The 13,417-nt window shown below is 55.0% G+C and carries 10 protein-coding genes; 2 read left to right on the plus strand and 8 right to left on the minus strand.

From position 1 onward, the window contains the following. Positions 1–115: 115 nt before the first annotated feature. Positions 116–715, plus strand: a complete 600-nt coding sequence (locus WBC85_RS08410; RefSeq protein WP_424435233.1) for a nicotinate-nucleotide adenylyltransferase — start codon at positions 116–118, stop codon at positions 713–715. On the opposite strand, the gene WBC85_RS08415 is transcribed toward WBC85_RS08410, so the two are convergent. Further along, positions 686–1,537 carry a DMT family transporter gene (locus WBC85_RS08415; protein ID WP_424435236.1) on the minus strand — a complete coding sequence of 284 codons (852 nt, stop codon included), beginning with the start codon at positions 1,535–1,537 and terminating at the stop codon, positions 686–688. The genes WBC85_RS08410 and WBC85_RS08415 overlap by 30 nt on opposite strands. Before the next feature lie 147 nt (positions 1,538–1,684). On the opposite strand from WBC85_RS08415, the gene dacB reads away from it, so the two are divergent. Continuing rightward, positions 1,685–3,187, plus strand: a complete 1,503-nt coding sequence (gene dacB / locus WBC85_RS08420; RefSeq protein ID WP_424435239.1) for a D-alanyl-D-alanine carboxypeptidase/D-alanyl-D-alanine endopeptidase — start codon at positions 1,685–1,687, stop codon at positions 3,185–3,187. Positions 3,188–3,199: 12 nt separating this feature from the next. Here the strand turns inward: dacB and WBC85_RS08425 are convergent, their stop codons facing one another. The 7 genes from WBC85_RS08425 to WBC85_RS08455 all read right to left on the minus strand — a co-directional run. Then, positions 3,200–3,622, minus strand: a complete 423-nt coding sequence (locus WBC85_RS08425) for a L,D-transpeptidase (protein WP_424435242.1) — start codon at positions 3,620–3,622, stop codon at positions 3,200–3,202. Between the two features lie 75 nt (positions 3,623–3,697). After that, positions 3,698–4,669 carry a calcium-binding protein gene (locus WBC85_RS08430; protein WP_424435245.1) on the minus strand — a complete coding sequence of 324 codons (972 nt, stop codon included), beginning with the start codon at positions 4,667–4,669 and terminating at the stop codon, positions 3,698–3,700. 165 nt (positions 4,670–4,834) lie between these two features. After that, a complete protein-coding gene (lpdA, locus tag WBC85_RS08435; RefSeq protein WP_424435248.1) occupies positions 4,835–6,580 on the minus strand; it encodes a dihydrolipoyl dehydrogenase in 1,746 nt (581 codons plus the stop codon). Between the two features lie 11 nt (positions 6,581–6,591). After that, positions 6,592–7,839 carry a 2-oxo acid dehydrogenase subunit E2 gene (locus WBC85_RS08440; protein WP_424435251.1) on the minus strand — a complete coding sequence of 416 codons (1,248 nt, stop codon included), beginning with the start codon at positions 7,837–7,839 and terminating at the stop codon, positions 6,592–6,594. Positions 7,840–7,859: 20 nt separating this feature from the next. After that, complete coding sequence (gene aceE / locus WBC85_RS08445) at positions 7,860–10,517, minus strand: pyruvate dehydrogenase (acetyl-transferring), homodimeric type (protein ID WP_424435254.1); 2,658 nt, start codon at positions 10,515–10,517, stop codon at positions 7,860–7,862. Between the two features lie 234 nt (positions 10,518–10,751). Beyond that, positions 10,752–12,443 carry a D-lactate dehydrogenase gene (dld, locus tag WBC85_RS08450; protein ID WP_424435257.1) on the minus strand — a complete coding sequence of 564 codons (1,692 nt, stop codon included), beginning with the start codon at positions 12,441–12,443 and terminating at the stop codon, positions 10,752–10,754. A gap of 31 nt (positions 12,444–12,474) precedes the next feature. After that, on the minus strand, positions 12,475–13,417 hold a 943-nt coding region (locus WBC85_RS08455; RefSeq protein ID WP_424435260.1), incomplete at its 5' end, for a TRAP transporter large permease.

Raw genomic sequence — 13,417 nt, forward strand, 5'->3', positions numbered from 1 at the left:
GGGGTCGCTCCTCACGCTGAATTCAGTTTGCATCCACATAGTGCGATGCGCGGCGCGGCGCAATTGGATTGGGCATTTGATTGCGCGTGCACGCCCTGCCCGCTAAAGGCAATGTATGACACCCACAGCCCTTACCACACGCGCAAGACGCATTGGCCTTCTTGGTGGATCATTCGATCCGGCCCACCAAGGCCATGTTCATATCACGCTTGAAGCGCTGAAGCGTTTCGATCTGGATGAGGTCTGGTGGCTCGTCTCGCCCGGCAATCCGTTAAAGGCACACGGCCCCGCCCCGATGGCGCGGCGCATGGAACGCGCACGCGATGTTATGCAGCACCCGCGCGTGCATATTTCCGACATCGAGGAAGAGCTACAAACGCGCTATACCGCCGAAACTCTACGCGGCCTGCGCGAACGTTTTCCCTTCGCCCGCTTCACATGGCTAATGGGGGCGGACAATCTTGCTCAGTTCCATTTGTGGAAGGATTGGGAACAGATCATTCAAACTGTTCCCGTCGGTGTTCTTGCCCGTCCGGGCGAGCGTATTGAAGGGCGCACGGCCCCCGCCGCGCAGATCTACCGTCACGCTTTGTTGAAAGGCCGCCAAGCACGTTTGCTTGCCAACGCAAACGCCCCGGCATGGGCCTTCATCAATGTCCCGATGCGGGATATTTCCTCTAGCGAGCTACGCGCGCGCGGTGACTGGCCGTCTTAACTGAAGCGCAGCAACCGCAATGCCCGCGCCTATGATAAGCGCCATACCAACAACCGTTAGCAGGGTTGGGAACTCCCCGAAAACGAGCCAGCCAAATGCCACCGCTGAAATAAGCTGGAAGTAGACAAAAGGCGCAAGTTTCGATGCCTCCTGCATGCGATAAGCAAACAGCATCAAGACGTTGCCAATCATCGAGCCAGCAGCGCTGCACAGCGTAAGGGCCGCAATTTGCGGCGTGAATTCAGGGAATTGCCCGAAAACAAATGGCGTCGTCAACGCAGCTGCGCCAAACATTTGTGTAAACATCAGGCCACCTAGCGCGACCTGCCCTGCCAGCCAGCGCGACAAGGTTAGAAAGCTGCCATAACAACAGCCTGCAAGAACCGCCCAGCCAAGGCCCGGCGATGCCTCGAACCCCGGCCTTACGATAAGCAATACGCCGACAAAGCCGATCACGACCAAACTTGCTTGGACAACGCTCGCGCGTTCCTTCAGCAGCCAGACCGATAAAACATAGCTGATGATCGGGGCAATAAAGAACGCGCCAAAAACGTCCGCTATCGGGGCCATGCTTAACGCACGAGTTATGCAGCTGATACCAAGCCCAATTATCCCAGCTCGAACCCACACGCGCCAGTCACGCCAGACGCTGACCCCCGCGCGCCATGTGAACGGAAGTAGCGCCAACCCACCGATTAAAAACCGTGTCCAAACCACGAAAACAGGTGCAACACCAAGCTGCGAGGTCAATATTTTGCTAGCCGCATCGCCAGCGGGAATAAAGCTCATCGCGACAAGCATGATAAGGAGGGCTTTGAACATAATGTGCGCCTGAAACAGTCAAACTGTGGTAGACAGACTTAAATCGACGAGGCGCAGGCGATACAAGTCATCAATTTGCCGTAAAAAGCCCAAGTGACGCGCCCATCTGGCCTTGTTTAGACCCAAACAATTTGCATTAACGTTTATATGACCAATTTATTAACACGACGTTTTTTCCTGACCGCTGCCGCCTCTGCGTCAGTCGGTCATGTCGCATTTGCGAATGCCCCCCTGACATCGCTTCGCCCCACTGCCCGTGGAGGCACCTCTGTCGCCGCTGCGGCACCTGTACGGGCCGCATCATCAAAGGCGATCATTAATGCAGCGCAGCTTGGCGGCGCTGTAGGATTTGCCGTCGCGGATCTGCGCACAGGCAAATTGCTGGAAACGAACAATGCTGCAATGGGCCTGCCCCCCGCAAGCACAGCAAAGGCGATAACCGCGCTCTATGCATTAGACACGCTTGGCGCGAACTACAGGTTCGCAACGCGTTTAAGTACGAATGGCTCTATTGCTGGCGGTGTTGTCTCGGGTGACTTGTTCCTGATTGGCGGTGGTGATCCGACGCTGGACACCAACGCGCTCGCCAGCATGGCCGCTCAGTTAAAAGCGCTCGGCATCCGCGAGGTACGCGGACAATTCTACTATGTCGACAACGCTCTGCCTGAATTCCGGGAGATTGATAAATCCCAGCCGGACCACGTCAGCTATAACCCAGCGCTTTCCGGCTTGAACCTGAATTTCAACCGCGTGCATTTTGAATGGCGCAGAACCGGGAACGGCTATTCGGTTTCAATGGATGCGCGTTCTAACAAGTATCGACCAGACGTCTATATCTCCAAGATGCAAATCGCAGCGCGGGATTTGCCCGTTTACAGTTACAAAGACGCTGGCAAGTTTGATCAATGGTCCGTTGCCCGCAGCGCACTTGGCAAAAGTGGATCACGTTGGTTGCCTGTGCGCAAACCAGGGCTTTATGCCGCCGACGTGTTCCAGACCTTTGCGCGGGCACAAGGCATCGTCCTGAAATCACCGCAGCGCTCAACAAGAGCACCAAGCGCGCGCGCCCTTGTCACCCATACCAGTGTCCCGCTTAGCAATATCCTGCGGGATATGCTCAAATATTCGACTAACCTGACGGCAGAAGTCGTAGGACTGACCGCTACCCGTAAACGCGGTGGCCAAGCCAGCTCGCTCAAAGCCTCAGCAAGCGCGATGAGTAAATGGGCCAACAGCGCGCTGAAGATGGGTAACGCCAGCTTTGCAGATCATTCTGGCCTTAGCGATGCAAGCAAGGTCACCGCGCAAGGCATGGTCAATGCAATGCTTGTCGCGCGCTCGCGCGCAGGCTTTGCGCAATTGCTCAAACCAATCGCGATGCGGGATGAAAAACGAAAGGTGCTCAAGGATCATCCGATCAAGGTTCATGCGAAAACCGGCACGCTAAATTTTGTTAGCGCGCTCAGCGGGTACATGACCGCGCCAGATGGCAAACAGCTTGCCTTTTCAATGATTTGCGCCGACACCAACCGCCGCCGCGGGATCAAGGAAGCGGACAAAGAAGCGCCTCGCGGCGGGCAAGACTGGAACAGGCGCGCAAAAGCCTTGCAGCAAAAACTGATCGAACGCTGGGGCGCAGTTTACGGCTAGCGCCCTACCAGTTCAGTTCTGAACGACAATGCGTGTATTCTTGAAACCGTGCTTTTGAACGAGGGCGAAAAGCTTTGCCGCGTTCTCTGTACGAAGCCTGACACAACCCGCAGAAGCAGGGCGTCCCAAGCGGCTTACCTGATTTGTACCATGCACCGCGTAATTGCCGCGAAAGAAAATAGAATAAGGCATTGGCGCATTATTGTAGAGGCTCGATTTGTGATATCGCGACAGGCTTTGCGGCGAATAGGTTCCGCGCGGCGTTACTTTGCCTTTGCGTGCGGTTGAAACAGGCCAGCTATAGATCACCTCGCCATTGCGAATAACTGTCATCGTTTGGCTGGACACATCAACCTTGGCCACCAAAGACGCCGCTGAAACCATGATTGGCGTGCACAGAACCAAAGTGAATACGACTAAAAAACTACGCAGCATGTAGCTCTCCCATAAATATGAAATCTAAATATGGTAGTTTGAGAACAAATCGCTCATTTTGTCAAAAGTAATCTTCTACGCACTGGCTTGTACAAGTCGCAGGTTGGCCGTTGTCAGCCCTGCCGCGCCCTCTATACGTGCGATAACTTCGGCACCAATAAAGATCACTGCATCCTCGTCACGATCCAGCACCTGAATGTCTGGCTCGTCCGGTCCTTCAAACTCAAGTGCAATGATATCCTCAACAAGACTGAAGTCGGTAATCACAACAGTAGTCTCGTCAACCATATCCTCATTCAGCACAAACAGGTCCTGCCCTGCTCCGCCCGAAGCCGTGTCGCCGCCGCCAAGCACCAGCACATCATCACCATCGCCGCCGCGCAAATCACCGCCTTGCGAAGGTTCAAGCGCTTGCGTCAGAAATGACGTGTCCACACCATTCAGCGCGCCTGCGTCTTCCAGTGCGGCAAAATCAACATCCTCTAGCGATCCGTCTGTGTAGGCCGCAACTGCAGCAAGCGCTGATGCACTTACGTCCTGCTCGCCTTCATCGCCAATCTCTACATATCCGCTGACCAATAGATCGTCACCGGGACCACCGTTCAGGCTGTCGGCGCCGCCCCCGCCAATCAACAGATCTTCGCCAGCGCGCCCGATCAACAAATCGTCCCCGCCATTGCCAAGCAAGGCGTCGTCGCCGTCGTCGCCATAAAGCACATCAAAGCCCGTGCCGCCCCCGATCAGGTCATCGCCTGGGCCGCCATAAACCGTGTCATTATTGGTACCTGCTTCAACAAGATCATCGCCGCCCAGTGCGCGCACAACGTCAGCCTGCCCCAACGCAAAGATTGCGTCATCGCCACTTGTTCCTGTCAACGTGTCAGGTGTGTTAGTGCCAAAAGTGACTTCGCTATTGTCGTAGATCGAAGGTTCATCCGGATCAAATCCATCAAGCCCGTTTTCTTCTGCGATCCGTTCAATCTCATCATCAAAAAAGCCGGAAAAGGCAAATGCCAACGCAAGCGGTATCAACAATAAAGCAATCATAAAAAGGCCCCCCAGCCAAATAAAAAAGATATGAAGGCAAACAAATCCATCATCAACGAGATACCGAAGCCGACATCACGATAGAACAAAAGACCATGATCGACGCACAAAAAAAGTGCCCGCATCATCACAATGCGGGCACCTGAAATTCAGCCTGGTTGCAACTTAGTGCTTTTTCTTTTTCGGCGGCATGAGATCGGTAATTGTGCCCTCAAACATTTCCGCCGCAAAGTTGACCGTCTCGGATAGCGTAGGGTGCGGGTGAATGGTGTGACCCAGGTCCACCGCATCCGCGCCAATCTCGATCGCAAGCGCGACTTCGGCAATCAAATCACCCGCATTGGTGCCAACGATACAGCCCCCGATCACGCGTTGATCGTCTGGGTTGAACAAAAGCTTGGTCATCCCTTCCGAACGCCCGTTGGACAAAGCCTTGCCGGACGCAGCCCAAGGGAAAACGCCCTTTTCGAACTTGATACCTTTGGCCTTTGCTTCGGTTTCCGTCACGCCGCACCAGGCAACCTCGGGATCGGTGTAAGCAACCGAAGGAATGAGGTTGGCATCAAAGTGCCGTTTGTGACCCGCGCAGACTTCTGCGGCGACTTTACCCTCATGCACGGCTTTGTGTGCAAGCATGGGCTGTCCAACCAGATCGCCAATCGCAAAGATGTGGTTCACGCCGGTGCGTTGCTGACTATCCACAGCGATAAAGCCGCGCTCGTCCACCGCAACACCGGCTTTGTCAGCGTCGATCTTCTTGCCATTAGGTGTACGACCCACAGCAACAAGAACTTTATCGAAGGTGCCGGTTGTCACCTCACCCTTGTCATCCTCGAACGTAACTTTCAGGCCGCCCTTCTGGGCCTCCATCGCTGTCACTTTGGTCTTGAGAAGAATGTTCTCATAACGCCCTTTAATGCGGTTGTGCAAAGGCTTGACGATGTCTTTGTCAGCACCTGGAATGATCTGATCCATCAACTCGACGATGGTCACTTTTGATCCCAAAGCATCATAAACACAGGCCATTTCCAGACCGATGATACCACCGCCCAAAACCAGCATACGCTTGGGAATATCCTTCAACTCCAACGCGCCCGTGCTGTCGATAACCCGTTCGTCGTCATGTGGAAGGAAGGGCAGATGCACGGGTTCGGAACCAGCAGCAATGATGCAATTATCAAAACTGACAGTCTTGGTGCCCTCATCGCCCGTGACTTCAATCATGTTGGGCCCTGTGAACTTTCCGGTGCCGCGCACGATCGTAACTTTGCGCGCTTTGCTGAGGCCATCAAGGCCACCCGTCAGCTGGGACACAACGCCATCCTTAAACGCGCGCAGCTCGTCCAGATCAATCTTAGGCTTGGCAAAACTCACACCATGCGCGCCCATGTCTTCCGCCTCGGTAATTACCTTGGCGACATGCAGCAGGGCTTTGGACGGAATACAGCCAACGTTCAGACAAACTCCGCCTAAAGTAGGGTTTTTCTCAATCAGAACAACAGACTTGCCAAGATCAGCCGCGCGGAACGCCGCTGTATATCCACCAGGGCCAGAGCCGAGCACGACAACTTCGCCATGCACATCACCAGCACCACCGGCGGTGCCAGTCGCCGCAATCGCTTGAGGTGCCGCCGCAGCAGGTGTGGCGGCGGCTTCAGCCGCTTTCGGGGCATCCTCGGTGCCAGCGCCTTCAAAGATCATGATGACAGCGCCTTCACCAACCTTGTCGCCTTCGGCAACTTTGATCTCTTTAACGACGCCCGCAACGGGGCTTGGGACTTCAATAGTGGCTTTGTCGGATTCAAGTTCGATCAGCGGGTCTTCTTCCGCCACCGTATCGCCGACAGAGACAAGGATTGCGACGACGGGAACCGCGTCGAAATCACCGATATCAGGTACTTTGATTTCCATGATGGCTCTCCTTACCACATCAACTTGCGCATATCGCCGAGCAGGTTCTTCAGCGTCACGGTGAACCGTGCTGCCAAAGCGCCATCGACAGCGCGGTGATCGTAGGACAATGAAAGCGGCTGCATCAGGCGTGGAACGAATTCCTCACCGTTCCAGACAGGGGCCATTTTCGACCGTGTCAGGCCAAGGATTGCCACTTCAGGTGCGTTCACGATAGGTGTGAAAGACGTGCCGCCGATGCCACCAAGGGACGAAATGGTAAAGGTCGCGCCCTGCATATCTGGCCCTTTGAGCTTGCCTTCACGCGCAGCGGCGGAAAGGCTCATCAGCTCTTTGGAAATCTCGACAAGACCCTTTTTGTCCGCGTCCTTAATGACGGGAACCATCAACCCCACAGGCGTATCCGCCGCAAAACCGATATTGTAGAAGTCTTTCTTAATCAGCTTGTCACCATCAGGATGGATCGAGGAATTGAACTCCCAGTGTTCCTTGAGCGCAGAGACGGAGGCCTTTATCACGAAGGACAACAAAGTCACGCGATAGCCGTTGTCCTTGGCCATCGTGTCCATTTCCTTGCGGTACTTATCAAGGTCGGTGATGTCCGCTTCGTCGTTATGCGTAACGTGCGGGATATTGAGCCAAGAGCGGTGCAGCGCAGGGCCGGACAGCTTCTTGATGCGGGGCATTTCCACATCTTCCACAGGACCGAATTTGGAAAAATCGACGACTGGAATTGGCGGGATACCCATGCCGCCCGAAGCGCCGCCAGCTGCGACAGGGACCGCAGTGGATTTGAATGCCTTGGTGATATCTTCGCGCAGAATGCGGCCTTTACGGCCTGTGCCGTTCACCTTTGTCAGATCAACATCCAACGTCCGAGCAAAGGCACGAACGGAAGGGCTGGCATGTGCTTTGCCAAATCCGGCATCCGTCACAGGTGCCGCTGCTGGTTCTGCCGCTGCTGGAGCCGCAGCCGGGGCCGTCGCCGCCGGAGCTGCTTCCTTTGCTGGTGCAGTTGCTGCACCCTCACCTTCAAGGATCAGAACGACCGATCCCATCGACACTTTGTCGCCTTCGCTCACTTTGATTTCTTTGACCACGCCGGCGGCAGAGGATGGAACTTCCATCGTCGCCTTGTCGGACTCCAATTCAACGATGGGGTCTTCAACAGCGACGGTATCGCCTACACTGACCAATACGGTTACAACTGGAATGTCGGTGAAATCGCCAATGTCGGGGACTGTTACTTCAATAGCCATGATATTCTCTCCTTCCCCAATTAAACCAAACGGGGGTTCGGCTTTTCGCCGTCAATGTCATATTTCGCGAGCGCCGATTTGAGATCCTTCTCAGATACGACTCCCTCTTTGAAAAGCTGCACCATCGCTGCTGCTGCAATGTGATTTGCATCCACTTCGAAGAAGCGGCGCAGGTTCACACGGCTGTCAGAGCGTCCGTAGCCATCCGTTCCGAGCACAACAAAGTTCTGTGGCACAAAGGCGCGGATTTGCTCGGCGTAGTTCTTCATGTAATCCGTCGCAGCGATCACCGGGCCCTTCGCCCCGCTCAACACCTGGGTTACGTAAGGAACCTGCTCATCCGCGAGCGGGTTCAGGCGGTTGTTGCGCAACGCATCCTGACCATCGCGCGCCAGCTCGTTAAAGCTGGTTGCGGACCAGATGTCAGAAGTCACACCAAAGTCTTCCTTCAGCATTTTGGCCGCTTCCATCGCCTGAACAAGAATGGTGCCAGAGCTCATCAGGTTCACATGCTTCTTCGCTGGCTTGGCCGTTTTGCTGAAACGGTAAAGACCTTTGATGATCCCTTCTTCCGCGCCCATTGGCATATCTGGATGCGCATAGTTCTCGTTCATCAGCGTCAGGTAGAAATAAACGTCTTCCTGATCCACATACATGCGCTGCAAACCGTGATGCACCAGAACCGCGACCTCATAAGAAAAGGTCGGATCATATGTGATGCAGTTCGGGATCGTGCCTGCAAGGATATGGCTGTGACCATCTTCATGCTGCAAACCTTCGCCGTTCAGCGTTGTACGCCCGGCTGTTCCGCCCAGCATAAAGCCGCGCGCACGGCTATCGCCAGCCGCCCAGCACAGATCGCCGATCCGCTGGAAGCCAAACATGGAATAGTAGATGAAGAACGGCACCATCGGCACGCCGTGGTTGGAATAAGACGTCGCCGCCGCAATCCAGTCTGCCATCGCGCCCGCTTCGTTGATGCCCTCTTGCAGAACCTGACCATCGGTCGATTCTTTATAATAGGACATCTGATCGCGGTCCTCGGGCGTATAGTTCTGACCCTTCGGATTGTAGATTCCAACCGAGCGGAACAAACCCTCCATACCAAATGTACGGCTTTCGTCCGGCACAATTGGAACGACGTTCTTGCCCATATTCTTGTCACGCAGCAGCGTGGTCAGGATGCGGACAAAAGCCATCGTCGTGGAAATCTCACGATCTCCCGTGCTTTTCAGCTGCGCATCAAATTTGGACAGTGGCGGAATTTCCAGCTTGGGTGTATCGCGCCATTCGCGTTTGGGGAATTCCCCGCCCAGCTCTTTGCGGCGCTCAAGCAGATAAGCTTTCTGCTGGTTGTTCAACGACACAAACGGCGCCTTTGGCAGGTCTTCGTCGCTGATCGGGATCTGAAAACGATCACGGAACGCGCGAAGCTGATCTTCTGCCATTTTCTTTTGCTGGTGCGTGGTATTCTGCCCCTCACCCGCCGTGCCCATGCCGTAGCCTTTGACGGTTTTAATCAACAGGCATGTTGGCTGACCTTTGGTTTCGGTCGCGCGTTTGAAGGCGGTGTAAACCTTCTTCGGCTCATGGCCACCACGGCGCAGCGCCCAGATTTGCTCGTCTGTCCAATCTTCAACCAGTGCCGCTGTCTCAGGGTATTTACCGAAGAAATGCTTGCGGATGTAGGCACCGTCCTTGGATTTGAACGTCTGATAGTCACCATCAACCGTTTCATCCATCAACTGACGCAAACGGCCCGTCGTGTCCGTTTCAAGCAAGGCATCCCAGCCTTTGCCCCAAAGCAATTTAATCACGTTCCAGCCCGCGCCGCGGAAACCACCCTCAAGCTCTTGCACGATCTTGGAGTTGCCGCGCACCGGACCGTCAAGGCGCTGCAAGTTGCAGTTAACCACGAAGATCAGGTTGTCGAGCCCCTCGCGCGCAGCCAGATCAATCGCGCCGCGCGATTCAGGTTCGTCCATCTCGCCGTCACCAAGGAAAACCCAAACCTTGCGGTCGGCCATGTCGATGTGACCACGGTTGTGCATGTATTTCATGAAGCGCGCTTGGTAGATCGCCATCAATGGCCCAAGGCCCATGGAAACCGTCGGGAACTGCCAGTAATCCGGCATCAACCAAGGGTGCGGATATGAGGACAGACCGCCGCCATTCACCTCGGAGCGGAAGTTCTCCATCTGCTCTTCTGTCAGGCGCCCTTCCATGAAGGAGCGCGCGTAGATGCCGGGGATTACGTGACCCTGGAAAAACACAAGATCGCCGCCGTGGATCGCAGATTTGCTGCGCCAGAAGTGGTTCAGACCGATGTCGTACATCACCGCAGAAGACGCAAAAGAGGCAATGTGACCACCGTATTCACTGGACACCTTGTTACGGCGCACAACGGTCGCCATCGCATTCCAACGATTGATCGTGCGAATGCGCCATTCCATTTCCTGATCGCCTGGCACGTCGATTTCATCGTCGACGGGAATCGTGTTCTGGTATGGAGTTGTTGCTGAAAACGGCAATTGCGCACCGGCGGCGCGCGCCTGCTGCACAGCTTTGTCCAGCAAATAATGCGCGCGGTTCGCGCCGTCCCGTTCAATCACGTCAGAAATAGCGTCTTGCCATTCCTGTGATTCAATCGGGTCGATGTCTTGTGTGTGGTCGGTCATGCGTCCCTCTTCCCTTGATCTTTCAGCGCGCTCTAGTGTTAGTTTAATACCAAACTATATGACATTGGGGCGCACGACTTCCTATCTTTTTTGTAGGCATGCTCCCAGTCCCCCCGAGAACGCCCCTCCCTTTTCGTCTCTGACCGCTCACTAACACCTCGTATTGACCCTAGGTAGCCTAGCTGCGGACTAGCGCCATGCACTCAATGCATAGCAAATTAGTTTAACGCTGAACTAACTTACTCGACCGTAGTGTTTGCATTTCGACGTTTTGCCGATACCCGGGTTAAAACTGTTTGTCGGATCAACCGACTTGTAGAAATCCGCCAAATCAGGCTTGGCAGGATAAAGATGGCCGACATTATGCTCTGCTGGATACTCTGCACCGCGTTGATCTAGAATCGCAAGCATCTCTGCTTTGAGCGCCTTGGGATCGACGCCTTTCTTCACGATATAGTCCTGATGCAGCACGTGGCACATGAAGTGGCCGTAATAGAGCCGATGCACCAGCTTGTCCGAAATATGGGCTGGCAGCTCTTCAAGCCATGCCGTCTCATTCCTTTTTAGCGCGATATCAAGGGCAAGAATGTCTTCAACTTCGCTTTGATGAATGTTCTGATACCGAATGGCCGCGCCAGCGGCGGCAAAGCGGTGCAGACCCGCAATCTTGCTTTCGCGAGCGGTGCATTCGAAAAAGCCCCCCTCCCGATCAGCGAAATACTCTGACAACCATGCGCGCGCCTCGTCAATTCCCCCGTCGCGCATCTTCAGGATCAGGTGATGCTCGTATCGGTCACGATACTCTTTCATACGTTTGGGCAGAACCGGAGGCGTCAGCCGCGAAAACAGTTGCATGAATTTATCAGTAAACCCTCGCGTCGGCGCCCATTTGTTCAGCCGCGCATCCACCGCTCCCTTTAGTGCGAAGAATGCGGGCAGCTTGTCCGTGCCAAGCCAGTCAATCATCATCACCGTGTCTTTGCCATAGACCTCTGTGATATCGAAAATCTCGCGCTGCATGTATTCGGCAGAAACTGGCAAGCTCTTGAACCCTGCCAGCATAGCGCGGCGCAGTTCGGTCAACTCGTGCGGATCATTTGTGCCGATATAAAAGACCTGTTCGGCCTCGTTCATCGGATAGGTATCAAGGCGCACCGCGAACACAGCCAGCTTGCCGGCGCAGCCCGCCGCTTCGTAAAGACGGCGTTTGTCCGCGTTAAAGCGCGCAGGCGTATCTGCATCAACGTCGCGCACGCGCGTGGCGTATTCCGTGTCAGACGCATGTTTGTTGCTTTGCTCCAGATCCGCATCTGTGAAACTGCCGCTATGCAAGCGCGTCAGGATCTCTTCAGGGGTATCGCCCAGATTGATCCCCAAGTGGTTCACCAGCTCTAACTGGCCATCCGCCGTGATCTGCGCGAAAACGCTTAGCTCTGTGTAGCTCGGGCCCCGCTCGATCAGCGAACCGCCGGAATTGTTGCAAACGCCGCCAATAATTGACGCCCCAATACAGCTAGAACCGATCACCGAATGGGGCTGGCGCTTTAAAGGGGCAAGTAATTTCTCCAATGCAAAGAGCGTCGCCCCCGGCAAGGACACCACTTGTGCGCCGCCCTTTACGGTGTGAATCGCATCCATGCGGCGGGTGTTGATAAGCACAACGCCGCGATCATACGTGCCATTGGGGGTCGAACCTTCGGTCAGCCCCGTGTTGGCGGCTTGCATGATTACGATCTTGTCGGCTTTCACGCAGGCTTGCAGCGCCCTCCACTGCTCTAGCACCGTGGCGGGTTGAATGACGCAAAGCGCATCCCCCTCGCCCGAGCGAAACCCCTTGCGGAAACGCTCGGTTTTCTTAGCGCCCGTCAGGCAATGGCGTGACCCAACGATGGACCTTAGTTCATTGAGAAGCTCCTGGTCGGTCATTGGATCACTCCTTATCAAGGTATTTAGTTGCTTAATATGCGACCGAGGGCAACCAGGTGGCCAATGCAGGCCATGCAAAGACCAATGCCAGACCTGTCAGCTGCAAGAGCACGAAGGGAATGATGCCTTTGTAGATGTGCATCAGGCTGATCTCTGGCGGGCAGACACCCTTCAGGTAAAAGAGCGCAAACCCCACAGGCGGCGTCAGGAAGCTGGTTTGCAAAGTCACCGCGACCAGGATCACGAACCACAGCAGCGCAGGCTCATCAATCGCGCCAAAGCCTGGAATATCCATGCCCAACCCGTTGATGATCGGCCGCATCAGCGGAAGCACGATCAGCGCAATCTCGATCCAATCAAGTACGAAGCCCAGAAGAAAGACGATGAACAAGATAAAGACCACAGTGCCCGTTGGACCAAAACCAGTCGAAGCAATCATATGTTCGATTAGCTCGTCCCCACCCAGTTCACGAAGCACGTAAGAGAAGACCGTCGCACCAAGGAAGATGGCAAAGATGTACGCCGTGGTATTGAAGGTTGAAATCAATACGTACTTCAACTTCTGAAACGTCAACTTTCGATACCCGAGGGCCAGCAGCGTCGCACCAAGCGCACCGATGCCAGAAGCTTCTGTCGGCGTCGCGAACCCTGCAAAGATCGAGCCGAGCACGGCAAGGATCAGCGCCAGAGTTGGCAGCACAGCAACGCCTACATCCTTGACTGCCGCCCAATCAGGACGCACTGCGCCCAATGGCACGGGGGCCACATCGCGTTTCACCAAGGCGATGATGAAGATATAGATCAGATATAGCAGCCCGAGTATCACGCCGGGGAAAACCGCAGCCATAAACAGATCGCCAACAGACAGCGCCATCTGATCCGCCATGATGACCAACATGATCGACGGCGGGATCAAGATACCCAGCGTACCCGAAGCCGACACAACACCCGCCGCCAGAGAGGGCGAATATTTC

Source organism: Planktotalea sp. (assembly GCF_049680325.1).
In the GTDB taxonomy this organism is placed as follows: Bacteria; Pseudomonadota; Alphaproteobacteria; order Rhodobacterales; family Rhodobacteraceae; genus Planktotalea.

Coding starts and splice junctions, on each gene's coding strand:
- WBC85_RS08410 (WP_424435233.1), top strand. CDS start 116: ATGACACCCACAGCCCTTACCACACGCGCAAGACGCATTGGCCTTCTT.
- WBC85_RS08415 (WP_424435236.1), bottom strand. CDS start 1,537: ATGTTCAAAGCCCTCCTTATCATGCTTGTCGCGATGAGCTTTATTCCC.
- dacB (WP_424435239.1), top strand. CDS start 1,685: ATGACCAATTTATTAACACGACGTTTTTTCCTGACCGCTGCCGCCTCT.
- WBC85_RS08425 (WP_424435242.1), bottom strand. CDS start 3,622: ATGCTGCGTAGTTTTTTAGTCGTATTCACTTTGGTTCTGTGCACGCCA.
- WBC85_RS08430 (WP_424435245.1), bottom strand. CDS start 4,669: ATGATTGCTTTATTGTTGATACCGCTTGCGTTGGCATTTGCCTTTTCC.
- lpdA (WP_424435248.1), bottom strand. CDS start 6,580: ATGGAAATCAAAGTACCTGATATCGGTGATTTCGACGCGGTTCCCGTC.
- WBC85_RS08440 (WP_424435251.1), bottom strand. CDS start 7,839: ATGGCTATTGAAGTAACAGTCCCCGACATTGGCGATTTCACCGACATT.
- aceE (WP_424435254.1), bottom strand. CDS start 10,517: ATGACCGACCACACACAAGACATCGACCCGATTGAATCACAGGAATGG.
- dld (WP_424435257.1), bottom strand. CDS start 12,443: ATGACCGACCAGGAGCTTCTCAATGAACTAAGGTCCATCGTTGGGTCA.